Source organism: Arthrobacter castelli DSM 16402 (genome assembly GCF_000430705.1).
GTDB lineage: Bacteria > Actinomycetota > Actinomycetes > Actinomycetales > Micrococcaceae > Arthrobacter_C > Arthrobacter_C castelli.
Genome location: NZ_AUMN01000003.1, coordinates 249,980 through 271,400, shown reverse-complemented (window position 1 = coordinate 271,400; position 21,421 = coordinate 249,980). Strand labels below are relative to the sequence as shown.

At 63.7% G+C, this 21,421-nt stretch carries 25 protein-coding genes; 8 read left to right on the top strand and 17 right to left on the bottom strand.

The genetic code is table 11. The features are described from left to right. The first annotated feature begins 11 nt into the window (after positions 1 to 11). Positions 12 to 368, top strand: coding sequence for an iron chaperone (locus H535_RS0105805; RefSeq protein WP_026818807.1), 357 nt, complete (start codon positions 12 to 14; stop codon positions 366 to 368). Between the two features lie 185 nt (positions 369 to 553). Here H535_RS0105805 and H535_RS0105800 read toward each other — a convergent pair whose 3' ends face one another. The 3 genes from H535_RS0105800 to H535_RS23730 all read right to left on the bottom strand — a co-directional run bounded on the left by H535_RS0105800 (position 554) and on the right by H535_RS23730 (position 3,514). Beyond that, positions 554 to 1,102 (bottom strand): GNAT family N-acetyltransferase, encoded by a 549-nt coding sequence (locus tag H535_RS0105800; protein ID WP_026818806.1) that lies wholly within the window; start codon positions 1,100 to 1,102, stop codon positions 554 to 556. 430 nt (positions 1,103 to 1,532) lie between these two features. Continuing rightward, complete coding sequence (locus H535_RS0105795) at positions 1,533 to 3,104, bottom strand: multicopper oxidase family protein (protein ID WP_035768439.1); 1,572 nt, start codon at positions 3,102 to 3,104, stop codon at positions 1,533 to 1,535. Next, on the bottom strand, positions 3,101 to 3,514 hold the full coding sequence (locus H535_RS23730; protein ID WP_155838554.1) for a hypothetical protein: 414 nt from the start codon (positions 3,512 to 3,514) through the stop codon (positions 3,101 to 3,103). Before H535_RS23730 ends, H535_RS0105795 begins: the two co-directional genes overlap by 4 nt. A 75-nt stretch (positions 3,515 to 3,589) precedes the next feature. On the opposite strand from H535_RS23730, the gene H535_RS27610 reads away from it, so the two are divergent. Genes H535_RS27610 through H535_RS0105775 form a run of 3 tightly spaced genes read left to right on the top strand, consistent with a single transcriptional unit; the run spans position 3,590 to position 5,063 of the window. Further along, positions 3,590 to 4,237: a TetR/AcrR family transcriptional regulator gene (locus tag H535_RS27610; protein ID WP_051298599.1), complete on the top strand. Its 648-nt coding sequence runs from the start codon at positions 3,590 to 3,592 to the stop codon at positions 4,235 to 4,237. After that, a complete protein-coding gene (locus H535_RS28900; RefSeq protein WP_155838552.1) occupies positions 4,234 to 4,404 on the top strand; it encodes a hypothetical protein in 171 nt (56 codons plus the stop codon). Before H535_RS27610 ends, H535_RS28900 begins: the two co-directional genes overlap by 4 nt. A 2-nt stretch (positions 4,405 to 4,406) precedes the next feature. Then, a complete protein-coding gene (locus H535_RS0105775) occupies positions 4,407 to 5,063 on the top strand; it encodes a hypothetical protein (protein WP_026818804.1) in 657 nt (218 codons plus the stop codon). A 109-nt stretch (positions 5,064 to 5,172) separates the two neighbouring features. Here H535_RS0105775 and H535_RS0105770 read toward each other — a convergent pair whose 3' ends face one another. Further along, complete coding sequence (locus H535_RS0105770) at positions 5,173 to 5,766, bottom strand: TetR/AcrR family transcriptional regulator (RefSeq protein ID WP_035768435.1); 594 nt, start codon at positions 5,764 to 5,766, stop codon at positions 5,173 to 5,175. 168 nt (positions 5,767 to 5,934) lie between these two features. Here H535_RS0105770 and H535_RS0105765 point away from each other — a divergent pair, with 168 nt between their 5' ends. Then, positions 5,935 to 6,789 (top strand): SDR family oxidoreductase, encoded by an 855-nt coding sequence (locus H535_RS0105765; RefSeq protein WP_026818802.1) that lies wholly within the window; start codon positions 5,935 to 5,937, stop codon positions 6,787 to 6,789. Between the two features lie 85 nt (positions 6,790 to 6,874). On the opposite strand, the gene H535_RS0105760 is transcribed toward H535_RS0105765, so the two are convergent. The 3 genes from H535_RS0105760 to ychF form a co-directional block, all read right to left on the bottom strand. Further along, on the bottom strand, positions 6,875 to 7,294 hold the full coding sequence (locus H535_RS0105760; protein WP_026818801.1) for a PIN domain nuclease: 420 nt from the start codon (positions 7,292 to 7,294) through the stop codon (positions 6,875 to 6,877). Further along, on the bottom strand, positions 7,285 to 7,500 hold the full coding sequence (vapB, locus tag H535_RS0105755) for a type II toxin-antitoxin system VapB family antitoxin (RefSeq protein WP_245580177.1): 216 nt from the start codon (positions 7,498 to 7,500) through the stop codon (positions 7,285 to 7,287). Before vapB ends, H535_RS0105760 begins: the two co-directional genes overlap by 10 nt. A gap of 308 nt (positions 7,501 to 7,808) precedes the next feature. Then, positions 7,809 to 8,894, bottom strand: a complete 1,086-nt coding sequence (ychF, locus tag H535_RS0105750; RefSeq protein ID WP_026818799.1) for a redox-regulated ATPase YchF — start codon at positions 8,892 to 8,894, stop codon at positions 7,809 to 7,811. Positions 8,895 to 8,981: 87 nt separating this feature from the next. Between ychF and H535_RS0105745 the strand changes: the two genes are divergently transcribed. Continuing rightward, a complete protein-coding gene (locus H535_RS0105745; protein WP_026818798.1) occupies positions 8,982 to 10,205 on the top strand; it encodes a DNA recombination protein RmuC in 1,224 nt (407 codons plus the stop codon). Between the two features lies 1 nt (position 10,206). On the opposite strand, the gene H535_RS0105740 is transcribed toward H535_RS0105745, so the two are convergent. Together H535_RS0105740 and H535_RS0105735 are read right to left on the bottom strand one after the other, a co-directional pair. After that, on the bottom strand, positions 10,207 to 11,292 hold the full coding sequence (locus tag H535_RS0105740; protein WP_026818797.1) for a 4-hydroxy-3-methylbut-2-enyl diphosphate reductase: 1,086 nt from the start codon (positions 11,290 to 11,292) through the stop codon (positions 10,207 to 10,209). Between the two features lie 35 nt (positions 11,293 to 11,327). Then, entirely contained in the window at positions 11,328 to 12,149 is an 822-nt protein-coding gene (locus H535_RS0105735; protein WP_026818796.1) for a hypothetical protein, read from the bottom strand. A gap of 93 nt (positions 12,150 to 12,242) precedes the next feature. On the opposite strand from H535_RS0105735, the gene xseA reads away from it, so the two are divergent. Then, positions 12,243 to 13,541 (top strand): exodeoxyribonuclease VII large subunit, encoded by a 1,299-nt coding sequence (gene xseA, locus H535_RS23720; protein WP_051298597.1) that lies wholly within the window; start codon positions 12,243 to 12,245, stop codon positions 13,539 to 13,541. Next, on the top strand, positions 13,531 to 13,773 hold the full coding sequence (locus H535_RS0105725; protein WP_026818795.1) for an exodeoxyribonuclease VII small subunit: 243 nt from the start codon (positions 13,531 to 13,533) through the stop codon (positions 13,771 to 13,773). Before xseA ends, H535_RS0105725 begins: the two co-directional genes overlap by 11 nt. A 12-nt stretch (positions 13,774 to 13,785) precedes the next feature. On the opposite strand, the gene H535_RS0105720 is transcribed toward H535_RS0105725, so the two are convergent. The 8 genes from H535_RS0105720 to H535_RS23705 form a co-directional block, all read right to left on the bottom strand. Further along, positions 13,786 to 15,000: a pyridoxal phosphate-dependent aminotransferase gene (locus tag H535_RS0105720; protein WP_026818794.1), complete on the bottom strand. Its 1,215-nt coding sequence runs from the start codon at positions 14,998 to 15,000 to the stop codon at positions 13,786 to 13,788. A 139-nt stretch (positions 15,001 to 15,139) separates the two neighbouring features. Continuing rightward, positions 15,140 to 16,096 carry an ABC transporter substrate-binding protein gene (locus tag H535_RS0105715; protein ID WP_026818793.1) on the bottom strand — a complete coding sequence of 319 codons (957 nt, stop codon included), beginning with the start codon at positions 16,094 to 16,096 and terminating at the stop codon, positions 15,140 to 15,142. Continuing rightward, a complete protein-coding gene (locus tag H535_RS0105710; protein WP_051298595.1) occupies positions 16,093 to 16,866 on the bottom strand; it encodes an ABC transporter permease in 774 nt (257 codons plus the stop codon). Before H535_RS0105710 ends, H535_RS0105715 begins: the two co-directional genes overlap by 4 nt. Further along, entirely contained in the window at positions 16,863 to 17,615 is a 753-nt protein-coding gene (locus H535_RS23715) for an ABC transporter permease (protein ID WP_081416468.1), read from the bottom strand. Before H535_RS23715 ends, H535_RS0105710 begins: the two co-directional genes overlap by 4 nt. Next, positions 17,615 to 18,718, bottom strand: coding sequence for an ABC transporter ATP-binding protein (locus tag H535_RS0105700; RefSeq protein ID WP_026818791.1), 1,104 nt, complete (start codon positions 18,716 to 18,718; stop codon positions 17,615 to 17,617). Before H535_RS0105700 ends, H535_RS23715 begins: the two co-directional genes overlap by 1 nt. A 263-nt stretch (positions 18,719 to 18,981) precedes the next feature. Beyond that, positions 18,982 to 20,022 carry a ribosome small subunit-dependent GTPase A gene (gene rsgA, locus H535_RS23710; protein ID WP_051298592.1) on the bottom strand — a complete coding sequence of 347 codons (1,041 nt, stop codon included), beginning with the start codon at positions 20,020 to 20,022 and terminating at the stop codon, positions 18,982 to 18,984. A gap of 301 nt (positions 20,023 to 20,323) precedes the next feature. Then, positions 20,324 to 20,590, bottom strand: coding sequence for a hypothetical protein (locus tag H535_RS0105690; protein WP_026818790.1), 267 nt, complete (start codon positions 20,588 to 20,590; stop codon positions 20,324 to 20,326). A gap of 15 nt (positions 20,591 to 20,605) precedes the next feature. Beyond that, positions 20,606 to 21,226 (bottom strand): winged helix-turn-helix domain-containing protein, encoded by a 621-nt coding sequence (locus tag H535_RS23705; RefSeq protein ID WP_035768432.1) that lies wholly within the window; start codon positions 21,224 to 21,226, stop codon positions 20,606 to 20,608. Between the last annotated feature and the right edge of the window lie 195 nt (positions 21,227 to 21,421).

Here is a 21,421-nt window from a genome sequence, read left to right as displayed (position 1 = left end):
AAGGCAGAGACATGGCAACCATCGCTGACCACGACTCCTACATCGCCGCTGCGCCGGAGGCGTTCCGCCCGGTTCTCGACCACCTCCGGGACCTCCTGCGTAAGGCTCTCCCGGATGCAGAGGAGATGACGGCGTACAACATGCCGGGGTTCAGGATTCGTGGCACGGTCGTTGCGAGCTACGCGGCGTTCAGCAAGCAGGTCGGGCTGTACGTTCTCGCACCTGCGATCTCAGATCATGCCGAAGAGATCGCAGAATCGGGCCTCAGAGCGAGCAAGACCGGCGTCACCTTCCCGCCGCGCAAGCCGGTCCCGGATGATCTCGTGATACGGCTCGCACGAGCATCACCCACGCATGTTGACGGCTGAGGATCTCTGCCGCAGATTCGCGTGGCTCCGGCGCTGCGGGGTCGCTACACGTTGAACCTGAACTCAACCGCATCGCCACGGTTTGAAACGTCTACGTATCGAGACGACCACGAACGCACCCCGGCTATCTTGAAGTGCAAGGCGACGCAAACAACTCTCGCAAATCCAGCGTGAGTCTCGGGAATTCAGCCCGCCCAGTCACGCCGCAGCAACCCGTACACCCATGAGTCAGAAACATCGCCGTTGACGATGCAGTCCTCGCGCAACGTCCCCTCGAGTTCGAAGCCAAGCTTCTCGAGCACACGGGCAGATGCCACATTGCGACTATCAACCTCGGACTGAATCCGATTGACCTCGAGCGTGTCGAAAGCCCACTGAAGCAGGGCGCGCGCCGCCTCCGTCGCATAGCCACGACCCCAGGCCGCCTGATGGAGGCAGTAGCCTAGGGAAGCACTTCTAAAGTCAGGATTCCATTCGTTGAAGGTGCACCAGCCGACGAAAGCCTTGTCAGAGATACGTTCGATCGCAACGCGCGCACCGCTGCCTTCCTCCGCCATCTGCTGGCATCGGGCCATGAAGCGCGCAACCGACGTCCTGTCAGTCCACGGCGGAGAGTCCCAATAGCGCAGCACGTAGGCATCGCTCTGCAACGCGAAAAGGTCCTCGGCGTCGACGTCAGTGAACGGACGCAATCGCAGTCGTTCAGTTTCCAGCGTCGGGGTTGAGAGAGTCATGAAAACATCGTCGCACGATAGCCTAAACGGTAAGAACTCGTCGAAAGGATCCTCGTCCAGGTCCGCCAGCACCACCGTCAGCGTGCTTCCGAACAGCGCGGGTGCAAACGGCTCCTACCAATCCTCTGCGTTCGAACATTGCCGACGGTGCCATCGCCAGTCGTCTCCATCGCTTCTATCGACCGCATGTGCTCACCCCGGCATTCAACCAAAGTCCAGAGGTAGAACGGGAACGCGACTACACGTTAAACCGGAACTCCACCACATCGCCGCACATACCAACCTCTGGCTGCAATCAGCAATCAACGGCGAGATCGTTCAGCCGATGCCCGACCGGAGTCTACGAGCACCGACGACGCCTCCCGTCGTAGAGCCCACTCGCTGCTCTCGCACGATCCCGGGGTCATAGGCTTTGACAGTTCGTGAAAGGTCAAACCACATCGAAGTTGGCCATCATCATCATGTCCTCGTGTTCGAGGTTGTGGCAGTGGAAGACGTACCGTCCCCGGTATCCGTCGAACCGTACGATGATGCGTGCCGTTTCGGCGGGGCGCAGATCGATGGTGTCCTTCCAGCCGCTGTCGAAGGGGCCGGGCCCGCCTGCACCACGCCCCAGCACTTGAAACGGAGCAAGGTGAAGGTGAATCGGATGATGGAAGTCGCCGGTGAGTTCCCAGATCTCGGTGCTGCCGAGTTCGACGGTCGCGTGTGCCATGTGCGGGTCGAATGGTTCACCGTTGACGACCCAGCCATGCATGCCGTCGATGGTCTGCGAGCGGAAGGTCATCTGCCGAGTGCGGACGGCCTCGTTTTCATGCAGTCGCTCGATGCCGGGACTCAGAACTTCCGGAACCTCCAGTTCATCGGTGACACGGCGGGTGACGTCGAAGCGCATCACGTCTGCGGTGGTTCCCGACCCCAGGTCGTTGACGACCCGCACATGCGTGCCCGGCTGCAGCGACCGGAAGTCGACCAGGACGTCGAAACGTTCTGCTGGGGCCAGCGTCAGCGCTTCATGTCGCACAGCACCGGCGAGCAATCCGTGGTCGGAACCGATCTGGGTGATCGGCAAGTCCGCTTCTTCGCCGCCCACCTCGAAACGTAGCCGGTATCTGCGCGCGTTGGACGCGTTCAGGAACCGCAAGCGGTACAGCGCCGTATCGACCTGGTGGTAGGGCCAGGCGCGGCCGTTGACCAGTATGACATCGCCGAGCATGCCGGACTCGTAAGGTTGCCGCACACCCGGAGGATCGATGAGTTCAGGATCGAGGCTCGGGTACAGGAACTGCCCCTGGGCATCGAATGCGCGGTCCATCAGGGCGAGCGGGAGTTCCCGTGCCCCGTCGGGTAGGTCTAGCCGCTCCTCCTCGGCGTCGGTGACCAGGTGAAAGCCGGCCAGTCCGTTCCACACTGCCGGACCGGTGAAGTCCATGCGGTGGTCGTGATACCAGAGGGTGGCTCCTCGTTGCTGCAGCGGGTATTCGTAGGTGCGCGTACGAACGGTGGTGTCGCCGCCGTGCCCGTACCCGACCCAGCTTTCGTCCGGCAGGATGAGGTCGGTGGGGTAACCGTCGTTCTCCGGTGGCGTGACGCCGCCGTGCAGGTGCACCACGGTGGGCACCGGAAGCTTATTGGTGTGCTCGACGACGGTGCGCCTGCCGGACTGGGACCGGATCGTCGGTCCGGGAAAGCTCCCGCCGTAGGTCCAGACGGTAGTTCTATACCCCGGCACCACCTCGAGGGGAACCGGGTACTGCCGCATCTGGTACACATCGGCATCCTCCGTCCGGCTGGACGGGGTCAGCACCGGGGGCACGGCCATTGGACGCCGAAACGGCGGTGGCAGTCTTATCCCGCTGCGCAACTGCGTACCGGTGGAGCTCTGCCCGCGCCAACCTGCCAATGTGGGCACTCCAAGCACACCGGCGGCCACGGCGGCTGCCCCGGAACCGATGAATGTCCGCCGGTTGATGCTCCGGCGCTCGCGAGCGGATTCGCTCATCGTCGGCTCCCCCGATTCGCGGGGAGCGTCCAGGCGTACCAGGCGAGCACCCACACCAGGCCGATCAGGACCACACCGAGAGGCACGTGCAACCACACCACGCGCGCCGCGCCCGTTCCGGACTGCGCCTGGGACACCAGGAGCACGCCCAGAGTTCCGAGGAATGGTAGAAGAGGTCCGCGCGAGAGCCACTTGAGTAGCCCTGCGGCGATCAACGCCAGGAACATCACGACATCCAGCGTCGTCGTCCCGATCTGGTGGATCCGCAGGAAGTCATAGTCGCCCTGCAGGAACTGCCCGGCCGATACCGCCTGGAAGAGGTAGCCCGCTGCTGCCAGCGCAAGCAGCACCCGCCATGCCCACAGGCAGGGGCTCCAACTGCGCCGTCGCCGTTGCGACACCTCATTCATACGAGGAGACTACGCTGTTAACAATTCGCTGTCTACACTGTAGTCTAATCGTCTCGTACATAGTGAGGAGGTGAAATGATGGAGCACATGAACAGCCGGCGCCCGGCACGGCCCCTCAGCCGTGCAGATATCGCTCACGCTGCACTGGAGCTGATCGACTCCGCGGGTCTGGACAACTTCTCCATGCGCAAGCTGGGCACTCGACTCGAGGTGGACGCGATGGCGATCTACCGCCGGTTCGACGATCGCGAGGATCTGTTCGACGAGGTCGTCGCGGAAATGCATCGGGCGGTGGACGTCGCCGGGTTGCCGTGGGGCGACCCGTGGCCGGATCTGGTCTTTGCCTACGGCACCGCTTTGCGGGATGCGCTACTCGCCCACCCGCAGGCAGTGTTGCTGTTCGCCCGGCGGCCGGTCCGCTCTCCGGATGCGACCGAGTGGGCAGTGCGCGCGCTGCTGAAGATGGCTGATGAGGGCGTCCCCAGCCCGGCTGCTCTGCAGGCAGCACGGTGCGTGAACGAGTTCGTGGTAGGCCATGCGATCGCGATGAGCAACAAGGAAGCACAAGCCAAACGCAGCCGCCGGCCCGAACAAGGCTCGGCCGGGTTCAACGTACTCGCTGCAGCCGCGGCGAGTACCGAGCGCGGTGGGCACTTCAAACTCGGCCTGAAGTCGTTGATCGACGGATTGCAGCAGTCACTGCCCCATCACCAGGGCTCATGACAAATCCTGCCATCGAATCCAGCGGGCTGACCAAACGTTTCGGCTCCACCGCCGTCGTCGACGGCCTCGACCTGCGCGTCGACCGTGGCACGGTACTGGCCCTGCTCGGCCCGAACGACTCCGGCATCATGCCGCTTGCGGTCCAGGCCCTCAAACGGGAGCGTTGACGATGACGATCACTACTCTTGCCGCCCTGGGCGGGCTCGGGTTCGTGCTGCTCGCGGTCGCCGTGAACGTCATCTACGGCCGAAACGGCCTGCCGCTGCCCACCGCAGGCGGCGATCTGGAACAGACCTGCGAAGCATTTGCGGGCGCGGGTCCAGCACTGCGGCGCTCAGCGGTACTCGCCCCCACCTCGTGGCTCTGCCTGACCATTTTCGCGGCGGGCCTGCTCGAGCTGCTGTGGGGCGCTATGCCCGGTCCAGGTATGCGTGCCTGGGCGCTGGTGGGCCTGAGCGGAGTGCTGCTGCAAAACGCATCATTTGCTTGCATCGAGGCATTGCGATTCGCCGTCGCCGACGGCGCATTGCGGGCCCGAAGCACCGCAGGGGGACTGTGGACCCTGAGCATCGTGTTGTTCGGGTTCAATCAAGTGTTCCTGGCGACGGCCCTACTGGGCTTCACCATCGCGGGCGACAGCACTGGTCTTATTCCGGTGTGGCATGCCGTAATCGGCTACGTCAGCGCGTTGCTGCTGTTGGTGGGAGCCTCAGCGACGCCTTATCGCCTCTCGGGCCCCCACTGGTCCGGAATGCTTGGCCTCGTCGGCTGGCTGGGCTGGATCATCTGGATAGTCATTTACAGTGTGCTGCTGCTGCGCCTGTGAGGCCATCAAAGTCTCCCTGCATATAACGCGTCGCGTCAATAACGTCAGACGTTGAAGCGGAACTCAACCACGTGCCCACACGTAGGGCCATCTACTTAAGCCCGCGAGGTCAGGCCAACACACGCATCGGTATGCAGATCCCGCCGACGACGAACGCGGTTCGGCGATCGTAGTCAGCGCGCGGCGGCCGGCCACCGTGCTTGAGCGCCAGGGCGTTGTCTCGGGCGAGTGCTTGGAAGTCAGCGGACGTAAAATCGTGAACCAGGACGCCTGCGGCATGCCCCTCTGCGACAAGGCTGTCGTGGAAAGTCGTCCCGGCATGGCACAGGGCGAGCAGAGGCTCGGAGTCGCGGTACTCCTGCAGCAGGACATCATTGACTGCCGGAAGTCGATATTGCAGGTCCCGGAGTGCACCGATATAGGAGCAGATCCGCTCCCGGACCTCGACAACGGTCCGCGCATCCTCGATGACAGCCCGCAGCTCCGCCGCGACGACGTCGTCGATGACGGCATCGATCAGCCCAACCCTTCCTCCGAGCCGATTGAAGATGGTCGCCTTGCTCACCTCGGCGGCCGCCGCGACCTCCTCGAGCGGCGCAGAGAACCCCTGCTCCCGGAACACCTGTACCGCCGCATGTCGGATCCGATCGACGTTTCGGCGGGCATCCGAGCGGAGAGTCGGCGCACCGTGGGAGTCGGACACGTGCAGGCTCCTTCCGAATCGACGATTAACTTGATCTTAGCAGTCAAGTTAATGCAGGATGGGGTCGACGGGAAGTTGACCAGACAGGTCAACTTCATCCCGGGCCGCTCGCCCGACACTCGGCCAAATCACCACGTCAGATCGCCGTCCCCGCGAAAGGACTGTCAGATGATCATCGTCACCGGAGCTACCGGCACTCTCAACGGGGCCACGGTCGACCATCTCCTGAAGCGGGTACCTCCACACCAGATCGGCGTCAGCGTCCGCGATCCCGCGCGTGCGACACACCTGGCCGATCAAGGTGTCCGCGTACGGCAAGGCAGCTACGACGACCCTTCGGCACTGCGTCATTCGTTCGCCGACGCTGACCAGGTGCTCCTGGTCTCCTCCAGCGACGTCACTGCTGACGTGGTCACACAGCACCGCAGGGCGATTGATGCTGCCGTCGATGCGGGGGCTCAGCGGATCTTGTACACGAGTGCCCACGGGACAGCTTTCGACACTCCTTATCCGCCGCTCGCGATCCACGCCGCCACCGAAGCGCACCTCGCAGCTTCCGGGGTCGCCTGGACCTCATTGCGCAACGGCTTCTACGGGGACCCCGCCCAGTTGCTCGGTGCGTGGCAGGAAACGGGCGTCATCGCCATGCCCGCGGACGGCCCCTTCTCCTGGGTCGATCGGCGAGATGCTGCGGAGGCCGCCGCCGCAATCCTCACAACTGATGATCCGTTCGACGGCTCGATCGACCTGACGCTGCCTGATCCCGTCACCCTCGCGGACTTCGCCGCCTCCGCGTCTGAGCTCACCGGTCGCCAGATCGATCGCGTCGTCGTCGACGACGAGACATGGGTAGCCGATGCGACGGCCAGCGGCGCTCCCGAGGCGGTCGCGCGCTTCACCCTGTCGATGTTCCAGGCGACAAGGAGCGGACACTTCGCGCATTCAGACCCCACGCTCTCGCGCCTCCTGGGGCGCAAACCCCGCAGCATCACCGATCAACTAAAGGACCTGAATGTCCGGTGACGCATTGGCCGCCCACTACACATTAAATCTGAACTCCACCACGTGCCCACACGTAGGGCCATCAGGTGCTCGGTGCCCTGCAAGATCATCGCAGCGCAAGCGTCTCCACAGGTTGCCCAGTGACCTCGGCGATCAGGTCGAAGTCCTTGTCCACGGCCAGCACCGTCAGCCCGGTCTTCTCCGCGGTGGCGGCGATGAGAAGGTCCGGGATGGACGGCGCGCGGTGCTTTCCACGGTCGGCGAGCAGCATCTGCACCTCTTCGGCTCGGTCCTCGACGGCAGGAGTGATCCGCTCGACGGGCATCATTGAGAGCGGTGGTCGACGAAATCCTTCCCGTCCTTCAGTACCCGTCCGAGCCGAGTACCCGAGCTCAAGGCGAGTGATCGTCGAGAGCCGAACGAGCCCACGATCGATCCTGAGCTTCCAGTTCTCGGCCTCGGCAACCTGATTGAGTTGGAGCCTGACGAGAGCTGATTTGTCGATGAGCCAGTTCGTCACCGCCATGCGTCGGCCATGATGTCGGGATCGGCGAGGTCGGCGAAAATCTCGCCGGAACGCTTCCATTCCTCTTCAGTCGTCTTCGTCGTCGTCGCCCGAGGAGCATCACCCTCGAGCCGGCGACGCAGGTACTCGTTGCGCGACAGGCCCAGCTCTTGAGCACTTCGGTCGATCCGAGCGATAGTCTCGTCGCTGAGACCACGAATCAGCATGTTCGTCACGACAACCACCTCCACAATTCGGTGACATCATGATATCATCAAGCGTGGCGACGCGGCAGTTGCCGCATCTCGAACCTGACGTGGCCCGATCCGTTCACCTGTCGGCTACTGGGCTCACCAATCAGGTGTGCACAGATGTGCGGTTGTCAGGCTGAGAAGCACAGTCCAGCAGGCGACCGATGGATCCAGCAAGCACCTGACGCCCGACACCCGCAGGCCGCTGCCCGCACACGAGACCGCCTGACCGCGCCGTCACGAGGCGACCCGTCGGCATACGACCCCGGAGTCGGGGGCGTAGATCACACGTTAAAGCGGAACTCCACCACGTCGCCGTCGTGCATCACGTATTCCTTGCCCTCCATCCGGACCTTGCCACGGGACTTGGCTTCCGCCATCGAACCCGCATCGACAAGGTCGGCGAAGGAGACAATTTCGGCCTTGATAAAGCCCCGCTGGAAGTCGGTGTGGATCACGCCGGCAGCCTGCGGCGCCGTATCGCCCTGGTTGATGGTCCAGGCACGGGCTTCCTTGGGACCTGCGGTCAAGTAGGTCTGCAGGCCGAGAGTATGGAAGCCAACGCGGGCGAGCTTATCCAGGCCGGACTCACTCTGGCCGGACATCTCCAGCATCTCCCGTGCCTCGTCCGGTTCCAGCTCCACCATGTCCGCCTCGAGCTTGGCATCCAGGAACACCGCATCGGCCGGCGCCACGAGCTCGCGCAGCTCCGCCTGCTTCTCTTCGCTGCCGAGAATCGTGTCGTCGACGTTGAAGACGTAGATGAAAGGCTTCGCCGTCAGCAGGCTCAGTTCGCGCAGGTGTTCCATATCGAGCTTGCGGGCCTCGACCGCGGAGAAGATGGTGTCGCCGCGTTCGAGCACTTCCTGCGCGTCCTTGGCCGCTGCAAGTTTCGCCGGCTCGGTTTTCTTGCCCTTGACCTCTTTGTCCAGTCGCGGAATCGCCTTCTCCAGCGTCTGCAGATCGGCCAGGATCAGCTCCGTATTGATCGTTTCCATATCGGAGCGCGGATTGACGTTGCCGTCGACATGGACCACATCCGGATCATCGAAGACCCGAATCACCTGCGCGATCGCCTCGGCCTCGCGGATATTGGCCAGGAACTGGTTGCCCAGCCCCTCCCCCTCCGAGGCGCCCTTGACGATACCGGCGATGTCCACGAACGACACCGTGGCCGGCAGCACCTTGACGGAGCTGAACATCTCCGCCAGCGTTCCGAGCCGCTCATCGGGCAGGTTCACCACGCCGACGTTCGGTTCGATGGTCGCGAACGGGTAGTTTTCGGCCACCACCTGGTTACGGGTCAGTGCGTTGAACAGAGTTGATTTGCCGACGTTGGGCAGTCCGACGATGCCAATAGTTAAAGCCACGGTGATCCATCCTAGCGTTCGGGACCCAGCCGGCGCGAAGCGGCCAGTCGCCACAATTCTGTCAGTGGTCGATGCCAAGGTTGAATTATGAACGAATTTCCGGTGGTGCTGATGGTCTTAATTCTCGTGCTGGGCGTCCTGCTGGGGGCGGGTGCGATGGCGGTGCTGGCCCGCGTGCGCGTGCGCGCCATGGAAACAGAGGTGGACGACGCCGGTAGCCGGGTTAGTGAGGCGCGGTCCCGGTTGGCAGCCGCGGAAGCCGAGCGCAACCTGCTCTCGAGCCAGAATGCCCAGTTGGAAAAGCAGACCCAGCAGGACAGTTCCGTGCTGCAGGCGCTGGCCCCGGTGGCGGAGAAGCTTAACCACATGCAGTCCCAGGTCAGCGTGCTGGAACGGGACCGGGTGGAGCAGTACGGGCAACTTGCGCAGCAGCTCAAGGATGCCAAACGTGCGGACGAGCAGCTGCTGTCAACCACGCAAACCCTCTCGTCGGCGTTGCAGTCCAACAGCGTGCGTGGCCGCTGGGGCGAGGTGCAGTTGCGCCGGGTCGTCGAAGCAGCCGGGATGGTTCCCTACGTCGACTTTGCCGAGCAGGTGCACAACGCCTCTGCGCAGTCCGGCACGTCCAGCACGCGGCCGGACATGGTCATCAGGCTGCCCGGGACCAAGGAAATTGTGGTGGATGCGAAGGTGCCGCTTTCGGCCTACCTGCAGGCCCATGAGATTCCGGCCGCGGCGGGCGAGTCGGAGCAGGCGCGGCGAAAGACGCTGCTTGGCCAACATGCGAAGGCGGTCCGGGCCCACGTGGACGCCCTCGCCGCAAAGAAGTACTGGGAGGGCTGTTCCAACAGCCCGGAGCTGGTGGTCTGCTTTATCCCGGTGGAGTCGTTCCTGGCCGCCGCCCTGGATGCGGATCCGGAGCTGTTGGAGTACTCGTTCCGGAAGAACGTGGCGCTGTCCTCGCCCGTGTCATTGTTGGCGATGCTCAAGGCGGTCGCGTTCAGCTGGCGCCAGGACGTGCTGACCGATAACGCCAAGGAGCTGTTTGAGCTGTCCCGGGAGTTGTACGACCGGCTGGGCACTATGGGCGGACACGTGTCGAAGCTGGGCAATTCGTTGAAAGCCTCCGTGGAGCGCTACAACTCCTTCGTCGGAACCCTTGAATCGAGGGTCTTCCCGACGGCGCGGAAGATCAACGCCATCGACCCGGCCAGCTTCTCCGAATCGGATATCGGTGCGTCGCCGGTCGAATCCACGCCGCGGTTGCTGGGCGCGCCCGAACTCCTGGAGCGCGACCGCGAAGCCGGATAAGTCAGGACGTGGGCCGTGAGCCGCGCCCTCCGAGGCCCGGGGACGAATCGCCTGCCTGCTTCAAGGTGGCGCGCAGTTCCTTGGGCAGCGAAAAGATGATGTCCTCTTCAGCCGTGACCACTTCTTCCACGTCGCCGTAGCCGTATTCGGAGAGCAAATCCAGCACCTCCCGCACCAGCACTTCGGGCACGGAGGCGCCGGAGGTCACTCCGATGGTCTGGATACCTTCGAACCAGGACTCGTCGATCTCATTGGCGAAATCAACCCGGTGCGAAGCCTTGGCGCCGTATTCCAACGCCACTTCCACCAGCCGGACGGAGTTGGAGGAGTTGGCCGAACCGACCACCAGGACCAGATCCGACTGCGGCGCGACCTTCTTGATCGCCACCTGGCGGTTTGAGGTCGCATAGCAAATGTCGTCACTGGGCGGATCCTGCAAGGTGGGGAACCGGTCGCGCAGCAGGCGCACCGTCTCCATGGTTTCGTCAACGCTCAGGGTGGTCTGCGACAGCCAGATGATTTTCTCCGGATCGCGGACCTCGACCTTATCGACGTCCTCGGGACCGTTAACGACCTGGATATTCTCGGGAGCCTCGCCGAAGGTTCCCTCGACCTCTTCGTGTCCCTCGTGTCCAATCAATAGGATGTCGAACTCGTTCTTGGCATAGCGAACCGCCTCACGGTGGACCTTCGTCACCAACGGGCAGGTCGCATCGATGGTCTGCAGTCCGCGGTCGCTGGCCGACTGCGTGACAGCCGGTGAGACGCCGTGCGCGGAGAACACAACGGTTGCCCCTTCGGGCACCTCGTCCGTTTCCTCCACGAAAATCACACCCTGTTCCTCAAGGTTGCTGACGACGTGGAGGTTGTGCACGATCTGTTTTCGCACGTAAACGGGCGGGCCGTAGTGCTCCAGGGCCTTCTCCACCGCAATGACGGCACGGTCGACGCCGGCGCAGTAGCCTCTGGGTGCTGCCAGCAGCACATTTCGCGGTCCAGTGACCGGGGCCGCTGCTGCCACGTCTTCCGGGCTGCGGCGTTTGCGCGGGATGGTGGGCATAGGTACGGAGACCGCCGTGGAAGTCATACTTCCATCATAAGAGGTGGAGCAAATCGGGCAGGTCAGGTTCGGCTACCGGCGAATACCCGCGAGATCAGGCCGATGAGGATCATCACAGCGGCGGCGCCGGCCCCGGCCAGGATCCACTCGTTGAAACTGGCTTCGGCCAGGGCCGTGAGATGTGTCTTGAACAGACCGGCCAGTTCGTTGGCGTCTGCCGAGGTCTTTATCTGCCGCATCGCATACTCGGCGCTCAGTTTCCACAATCCGGCCGCGACCGCGACGCCGATCCCCACCAGCACAAAGGTGGTGGATCGGCGTCGGGCAATCAGCATCGCCAGCGCGAAGGCAACCACGGCCGCGATCGCGAACGGCACTGCCAGCTGCGCATAATTCTGTACTATCTCGATGATGATTTGCTGGTTGGAGCCGCCAACATCAATCAAGACCTGCTCCGGCGCCTGGATATCCGCGCCGACGGAATCGGCTGCCTGTTGCGCTGCAAGTGCCACGATCGGGGCGATGTCGAGGATCACGGCCGCCGAAGCGTCGTTGCCTGACATGGTCACCTGGTGACTGCCGCGCAGCGTCTCTTCCCAAGCCTGCCGGTATCCGGGGTTTTCCGTCAGGTTTTGGGCCGCTTGATCCACGAGCGGACGAGCCAGTTCCATCAACGCCGGACCCAATGACGCATTTTCCAGGACGGTCCGGGCTGTTGCCTCGGCCAGTTGTTCCTGGAACTGCCCGTCCGAGGCCAGCGGTTCGGCCAATTCGACGAAGCCGTCTTCGGATACCACGTTCTGGTCCAGCCATAGTCCCGGGACGGCGAGCAGGCACAGCACGACGGCAGCGATTCCGGCGAAAGCCGAGAGGAGTGTGCGCATAAAACAGTTGACCGCCTCTTAGTTATCCACAATGTGCCGGTGTATCAGTCTACTGAGCAAAAACTGACGGTACGAAGTGGTAAGTCTTTAACCATGACTGAGATTTCGACGGCTCAAGGAGGGGCGGCTGCCGCGACAACGCTGCCCGGGACCGCCGCCGAAACCTCGGCGGACCGGCCGTGGCCGCTGAGGATGCTCTCGGAGAAGCTCAAGGTCCATATTGAACGCGCTCCGGCAGTTTGGGTGGAAGGCCAGATCATCCAGCTCAACCGCCGCGGCAGCGTCAGCTACGTCACGCTGCGGGACACCGACGCCGAAATCTCGCTGTCGTTGACCATCTTCAATTCGACGATGAACCGGCTCAAGACCCCTTTGGAGACGGGTTCGCGGGTGGTCGCCTTGGTGAAGCCGGATTTCTGGATGAAGACCGGGCGGCTGTCCATGCAGACCCGCGATGTCCGTCCGGTCGGGTTGGGCGACCTGCTGGCCCGCATCGAAATGCTACGCCGGGCACTGACTGCCGAGGGGCTGTTCGACGCCGACCGCAAGCTCCCCCTGCCGGTGCTGCCCCACCGGATCGGACTGATTACGGGCAGGGATTCCGACGCCATGAAGGACGTGCGGCGCAATGCGGCGCTGAGGTGGCCCGCCGTCGAATTCGAAATCCGCGAAGTCGCTGTTCAAGGGGTCAACGCCGTCGGGCAAATGCGCAAGGCCCTCTCGGAGCTGGACGCGGATGAGCGTGTTGACGTGATCGTGATGGCCCGTGGCGGCGGCTCATTGGAAGACCTGTTGCCGTTCAGCACCGAAGAGCTGATCCGCGCCGTCTCGGAGGCCGCCACTCCGGTTGTCAGCGCCGTCGGCCACGAGGCGGACCGGCCGCTGGTCGACGACGTGGCGGATGTGCGGGCGTCGACTCCCACTGACGCCGCCAAGCAGGTGGTGCCGGACGTGGCGGAGGAGCTGCACCGCATCCACCAGTGCCGGGCCAGCCTGCGCCGTTGCATGGTTCAGTTCGTGGCCCGTGAGGAAGACCAGCTGACGGCAATGAGGTCGCGGCCGGTACTGTCCAATCCTGAGGGCATGATCACGGTCCGGCATGAGGAATTGGAACGGCTGCGGGCCAGGTCGCTGGGGGCGATTACGACGGCGGTGCGCCGTGGCGAGGACCGGCTGCAGCATTTGCGGGCCCAGGTTCGGGCGCTCTCGCCGCAGAAGACGCTTGACCGCGGCTACGCCGTCGTCCAGCTCGATGATCGGTCGGTGCTGCGCCAGGCGACGGACGCCCCGGCCGGCACCCACCTCAACGTCCGGGTGGCCGATGGCAGGCTCGGCGCCCGAGTCACCGACAATGACGAGAACAGCAGAAACGAGACGCCCGATGAGCACTGAACCAACCGGCACGGTCGACGTGGCCGAACTGTCCTATGAGCAGGCGCGCGAGGAATTGATTGCCGTGGTGGGCAAACTGGAGACCGGCGGGACCACCCTGGAGGATTCGCTGGCGCTGTGGGAGCGCGGCGAGGCTTTGGCCCAACGCTGTGAGCAGTGGCTCGAGGGTGCCAGGAAGCGGCTGGATGCGGCCCGGAAGGCCGAGCCCGAAGAGGACCAGGACGAAGCGTAGCCGTCTGCCCGGTTATGGCTTGTATCCGTCGAGGAATTCGGCGATCCGGCCCACCGCCTCCTCGATGTCCGGGACGCTGGGCAGCGTGACCAGCCGGAAGTGGTCCGGGTTCACCCAGTTGAAGGCGGTTCCGTGTGAAATCAGGATCCGCTGCTCGGTCAGCAAGTCGAGGGCGAATTTCTCGTCGCTTTGGATCGGATACACTTCGGGGTCCAGTTTGGGGAACAGATAGAGGGCCCCGGCAGCCAGCTCGCAACTGACACCGGGGATGTCGTTGAGCAGCTTGAACGCTGTATCCCGCTGCTCAAGCAGGCGCCCTCCGGGCAGGATCAGGTCCTCGATACTCTGATGCCCGCCCAGCGCGGTCTGGATGGCGTGCTGGGCCGGAACGTTGGCGCAAAGGCGCATACTGGCCAGCAGATTGATGCCTTCGATATAGTCACCGGCCTTTTTCTTCGGGCCGGTAATGGCAAGCCATCCGCTGCGGAATCCCGCGATCCGGTACGCCTTGGAGAGCCCGCTGAAGGTCAGGCACAAGACGTCGTCGGCCACCGTCGCGGCATTGACGTGCTCGTGGCCGTCGTACAGGATTTTCTCGTAGATCTCGTCGGAGAACAGCACTAAATCGTGCTGCCGGGCCAACTCAGCGATCTGCTCCACAATATGTTTGGGATAGACCGCACCGGTCGGATTATTGGGGTTGATCAGCACCAGGCCCTTGGTCCGGTCCGTGATCTTCGAGGCTATATCGTCGACGTCGGGCCACCAGTGTTCCGCCTCGTCGCACATATAGTGCACAGGAGTGCCTCCGGCCAGACTCACGGAGGCGGTCCACAACGGATAGTCCGGGGTGGGGATCAGCACCTCGTCGCCGTTGTTCAGCAGAGCCTGCAGCGACAAAGTGATGAGTTCGCTGACCCCATTGCCCAGATAGATGTCGTCGACGTCGAGGCCTTCCAGCCCCCTGCTCTGGTAATACTGCACGACGGCGGTGCGCGCCGAGTAGATGCCGCGGGCGTCGCTGTATCCCTGGGCCGTGGACAGGTTGCGGATCATGTCCATCAAAATCGCGTCCGGCGCTTCGAAGCCGAAGGGCGCGGGATTGCCGATGTTCAGCTTCAGGATCTGGTGCCCCTCCGCCTCCATTCGCTGGGCGTGTTGCAACAGCGGTCCGCGAATGTCGTACAGCACGTTGTGGAGCTTGTCGGACTGCTTGAACTCTGCCATATTTCCAGCATGCCACAGGCGACGGCAGGCGACAGGACACGGCCCGGACCACCTTGAAACGGAACTTCGACGCCGACTGGTCCACGTGCACTATCGGAACCGCCGGACGGATCAGGAATCCCGGTCGAACTATTCGACGCTATTCAAGGAACCCGTTCTCCTCCAGCCATCCATGTGCCGCCTTTTCGGCACTGAGCTTCTGGTCCCCGCTGACCTGACGGTTGAGGCTGATCAGGTCGTCGGTGGTCAGTTCCGCGGACACGGAATTCAGCACGTCCCTCACCTGTTCGCCGACGCGCTCTTCGCTGATCAAGGGCAGCACCTGCTGGGCGATGAAGTTGTTCTTCGGGTCCTCAAGCACCACCAGGCCGTGATCCTCGATGGCCGGAGTGGTGGTGAAGATGTCGGCGACCTGGATATCGTTTTCGATCAGCGCCTGCACGGTCACCGCTCCTCCGCCGTCGTTCAGCGGCTCGAACGATTTGAACTCGCAGCCGTATTTCTCTTTCAGGCCTTTCAGCCCGTAGGCCCGTTCGGCGAACTCGGGCGGGGCACCCAACACCAATTCGCCGCACACGTCGCCGATATCGGCCAGGCTGGTCAGGTCGTACTTCTCGGAAGTTGCCTGGGTGATGACCATTGAATCTTTGTTCTGGGCCTCGGCCGGCTCCAGCACCGCGAGGCCTTCCGGCAGCGCCCGGGGCAGTGCATCCATGATCTCCTCGGCGGACGCGGCCGTGGCGTCCGGGTTGAAGAACAGCAGCAGGTTGCCGCTGTACTCGGGCACCAGATCGACGGAGCCATCCCGGACCGCGCCGACGTAGATTTCCCGGGAACCGATGGCCGGCTTCGTCTTCGCCTTGACGCCGGCGGCCTCGAGGGCACCGGCGTAGATTTCAGCGATGATTTCGCTTTCGGGGAATGCGGCCGACCCCACCACCAGTGGTCCATCGGATCCGGTTCCGCCGGAGCCCGTTGTCTCAGGGTTGGACAGCGGATCCCCCGTGGCTCCGCAGGCGCTCAAGGCCAGCGCGAGCGCCACAGCGGCCACCATCGGGGCACCGATGCGCCGATATCGCTTGTGCGTCTTGGTCATGAGTTTCCTCCTCGTGTACCGGCGGCGGCCATTCCGCTGCCTGAGTCAACTGCCGGGGCGGACGTGGGCGTTTTCAACCCCTTGGGCACTGCTGCGCGTTGAACTCCGGCCAGCAATGCGTCGACAATAATGGCCAGTGCGGCAATCAGCAGCGCGCCGGCGAACATCTGCACGTAGTCGCGCACCGCCACTCCGTCAATCAGGTAGCGCCCCAAACCACCCAGGTTCAAGTACGCCACCACCGCCACAGTGGCGATGACCTGCAGCACCGCAGTGCGCACCCCGCCAACTATGACCTCCATCCCGTTTGGTACTTCCACCCGGAAAAGAATCTGCCCTTCGCGCATTCCCATGCTGCGGGCCGCATCCACGGTGACCGGATCGACCGAAGCAATGCCGGCATAGGTCCCCGCCAGCAGCGGAGGGATGGTCAGGATCACCAAGGCCAGCAGTGGCGGGATCAGCCCAATACCCATCAGCACCGCGAAGAGCACCAGCAGCCCCAGGGTGGGCAATGCCCGCAACGCCCCGGCAATGGCGACCACGGCGACCCGGCCGCGGCCGGTGTGCCCGACGAAAAGCCCGATGGGGACGGCGACGACGGCGGCCGCCAACAGCGTCAGCCCGGTGTACTGCAGGTGCTCCACGGTCCGCCACAGGATCCCCTGGCCACCGGTCCAGTTCGCAGGGTCTGCGAAGAAGTAGTACGTGGAGACGAAGATATTGTTGCTCTCTTCGGACCCGGCACCGGCCTGTAACGCGACGATCATCGTCCTCTGCCCTCCAGTTCCGGCGCCCTTCCCGGATCAGCTGCCGCACCGGTATCGTGGTGCGGTCCTGTCGCGAGCGCTTCGGCCCGGGCCGCATCAGTGGGAGGCGCTGCGCCGGCGGCACGCGTCCACGGTGTGAGCAGCTTCTCGATCAACACCAGCAACAGGTCCATCAACACTGCCAGCAGCAGGGTAAGGACAATTCCGGTCACAATCTCGAGGATGAACCGGCGCTGCATACCGTTGATGAAATAGTAGCCAAGGTTGGGGATCCCGATCACCGCACCAACGCTGACCAGCGAAATGTTGCTCACTGACACCACCCGCAGCCCCGCGAACAGCACCGGCACGGAAAGCGGAAGATCCACATGGAAGAATCTGCGGAACGGCTTGTACCCCATTGCCGTGGCAGCCTGCCGGACGCCGTCGTCGACCGAGTTCAACGCGTCAACCATAGAGCGGGTCAACAGCGCCACGGCGTAGAGAGTCAGGGCGACGATCACGTTGATTAAGTCGATGATCCCGGTGCCAAGCACCACAGGAAGCATCACGAACAACGCCAGCGAAGGCACGGTGTACATCACGGAGCTGGCCGAGAGCACAAAACCACCCAGCGCCCGGTGCTGCCTGGCAAGCTGGCCTATGGGAATGGCAATCATCAACCCGAGTGCCAGTGGCACCACTGACTGATACAGGTGCAGCCCGGTGTAACGCAGAATCTCGTCACTGTTGTTGAAGACCCACTCCATCAGCCGGTCCCGTTCCCGCGGTTCCGGTCAATTCTCGATTGCTCGATGGCGCTGAGCACCTCACCGGGCTTGACGACGCCGGCGACCTTGCCGCCGTCGTCAATCACTACGCCCAGTCCCGAAGGCGAGGACAGTGCGGCATCCATCGCGCCGCGCAGCGAATCGCCCCGGCGGTAGAGCGAACCGCCCGGGACCAGTTCCGTACGATCCGTCAAGGGCGGCGAGTCGGGGGCCATCCACCCGACCGGCCTGCCGCCGTCGTCGGCCATCAGCGTCCACTCCCGGCCGGCATTGCCCTTGGGCAGCTCGCTCACGGATCGAGTGCCGATCGGATGGACCCACAGCTGCTCGCCGCTGTTGAACGCCAGATGCCGGAATCCCCGGTCGCGGCCGACGAACCCGGCGACGAAGTCGTCCACCGGGGCGCGCAGAATCTCTTCCGCTGTGGCGTACTGCGCCACCCGCCCGCCGGTGGCGAATACGGCCACCTTGTCGCCCAGCACCGTCGCCTCGTCGATGTCGTGGGTGACGAAGACGATGGTTTTGGACAGATCCTTTTGCAACCGCAGCAGTTCCGTCTGCAACTCCGCCCGCACCACCGGATCGACGGCGCTGAACGGCTCATCCATCAGCAGGATCGGCGGGTCCGCCGCCAGCGCGCGGGCGACACCCACGCGTTGCTGCTGCCCGCCGGAGAGCTGGGACGGATAGCGCTTGGCCATGGCCCCCTGCAGTCCGACCACGTCGAGCAGTTCGAGGGCCCGGCGGCGCGAATCCTTGCGGCTTTGGCCATTCAGCCGCGGCACGGTCGCGATGTTCTCCACCACCGTGCGGTGCGGCATCAGCCCGGCTGACTGCATGACATACCCCATGGAACGGCGCAATTGCGCTGCGGGCTTCGACGAAATGTCCTCGCTATTAACACGGATAGTGCCCGACGTCGGTTCGACCATCCGATTGATCATCCGCAGCGACGTGGTTTTGCCACAGCCGGAGGGGCCGACCAGGACCGTGATCGCGCCGCGGTCGATATCTATGGTGAGGTTATCCACCGCCGCTGAGCCGGAATGGAACTGCTTGGTGACCGCTTCAAACTCGACCATCGGCCCGAGCCCCCTGCGTGGCCGCGGCCCACCGGCAGGGGCAGCGGCAGTGGCGGCAGCAGTGCCGGTAACTGGTCTCGTCATCGAGCTTCGCCTTCCTGTAAGGTCCATGGCCTTCAGACACTATTCGTCCCCAAGCGCCGGATGGCTTGGTCGTCAACCGTCCTGCTGTCACCTTATTGAAACCGAACGGCCTAGTCCATCATGCCCCGCCGGGTGCGTTGGATGATTCCGGGCCCTGGCGCCCCTCCGTGTCCTTCGGATTAGACCTTCCTCCCGGCCTTGTGAGCCTTGGTGATCTTGGCCCATTCCCGTCCATAGCGGCGTCGGGCTGCCTGGTCGTGTTTGCGTTGCAGGTGCTCCAATTCGCGTTGCAGTTTCAGGTAACTGTTCCACCTGCGGTGCTCGAGGCGGCCGTCCGCCAGCGCAGTCTGGACGGCGCAGCCCGGCTCAGGCCCATGGTTGCAATCGTTGAACCTGCAATCGGCAAAGAGCGCCTCGATGTCGCCGAATACTGATTCCATTCCGGTGTCCGAGTCCCAGAGGGCGAATCCCCGCACCCCGGGAGTGTCCATCAAAACAGCCCCGTTGGGCAGCGGAATCAGTTCCCGGGAGGTGGTGGTGTGCCTGCCACGACCGTCGGCAGCACGCACCTTTCCGGTGTCCTGCACCTCCTGACCTGCGAGAGCGTTGATCAGGGTCGACTTGCCGGCGCCGGAAGGGCCGAGCAGCACAACGGTCCGGCCGGGTTCGAAATGCAGCATCAGTTCCTCGAGTCCGTCACCTGATTCGGCGGCGGTGGTGACCACCTCAATACCGGGCGCCTGGCCGATCACTTGACTGACGACGTCGTCGTGGCCATTGGACAGGTCCGCCTTGGTGAGAATCACCAGTGGCTGACCGCCGGAGTCCCAGGCTGCCACGAGCGTGCGTTCGAGCCGATTATGGGAGATCGGCCGGTCCAGTGGAACCACGAGGCCGACAATGTCGACGTTCGCGGCCAGCACCTGGATGCCCGAGAGCCGTTCATCGGCGGTTTTGCGGGCCAGCATGGAATACCGTTCGAGGACTCCGGCAACGGCCGGCTCCCCTGCGGCGTTGGTTCCCAACTGCACCCAGTCGCCGACGGCGCATTGGGACTCGGCGGCCGGATAGGACAGGTGGAGCATCCCGCTGCCGGTCGCGGCCAGGATATGGCTCTTGTCGGCCCGTGCCACACGGGCCGGATGCGGATCTTCGAAGGTGGATTGGTAAAGCCGGTGGATACGGTCTGTATAGCCGTACGGAGCCAATAATGAATTCAACGTGCAACCTTTTGATGGGGGCTTCACGCGGCCACGACAATGGTACGGCGTGGCGGGGCAGTGTCCGGCGTTGAGCGCGCTGTTAGCTGCCGTTGCGGCGTGAAGCGGGGTGGGTAATTGGAATCGGATTCGTCGTTGTGACAATCATCGTGACCCACCTCCTTGCTCGCGCTTGCTGTGAATACTGTACTGCGCTTCAGGGCTCCTGGTAACCCCCGCCCCGGGCCTCCTCGGTCGGGAGGGCTTCACCGCCGGTATGCCGGCATGCGGGAGGCATCCGCCTGCGGCACACCGGCGGAGTCTACGGGAGCAGCTGCGAATGCGAGCGCGCCGTGGCCATGCTGCGGGTCTCGCCATGTTCTGCCTGCAGCCGCAAACGATGCTGCTGAGCCGAACGGGCGGCCGAACGCCGGAGCGCACGATGGCGGCCCCACTGCGCTAATGCGGTGCCAGTGCGTACGACGGCGGCGTCGAACCCATGGAGCCTGATGTGCGGGTCGGTGCGAACATCGGCGGCGTTTGGCCCGCCCGGATACGCCCCGACGGTTTCCGTGGGAAAGGTTGTCATGGCAGAAGTTCCTGTCTAAGTATGGTCGCGGCGCTGACCATCGACCAAAGGGAATGAATTCAAGTGCACCTCGATGGGACGGGCGTCCTCCGGCCGTTCCCGCTTGTCGGCGCGATACGGGGCGAGGATCCGGTTAGTGGCTTCTTCCAAGGCCCTGGAAGCAGCCTCCATTTCCTCTACCGTCATATGCAGGTGGTGGGTATTGATGGATGACGCATCGACCCATTCAGCAGGCAGTTCCTCGAGGCCATGCGTCATGAAGTCCGTCAGCGCCGTGCCGCGGAGTTGCTCGAACTCACGGTTGACCAGCCTGAGAGCTTCGCGCCCCGCCGGATCGCCGGCCAGGTCACGGCCCGGGATGTTCAAGGCACCGGGAGGGCGTTCCCACCACCGCTCGCGGCCGGTACCCTTCCCTGCCACTTCCCGGACGAAATTGTGCTTCGCCAGCTGACGCAAGTGGTAGCTCGTGGCTCCGCTGGATTCGCCCAGCACTTCGGCGAGGGAACTGGATGTTTGGGCGCCGTGGCGGGACAACCGCTCCAGGATCTGCACACGGAGCGGGTGGGCGAGGACCTTCAGGGATGTGAGGTCGACTGTCCGCTCTTTGGGTTCGCCAGCTTCCGGTGATGCGTTCATGCACCCAGCATAGAACCGCAAAGATTTCTTTGCAACATGTTTTTTGCAATATTCTGTTTGCAACGAGTTCTTTGCATGTGTTGGATCCGCCCGACGGAGCAGGCTGCCGCCCCACCAGCCGCCAAATGCGGCAGTGGATCCGTGCACGGGCGGACCAGCGGTTCCGTGCACGGGAAACGGTTGATCTGCCATGCC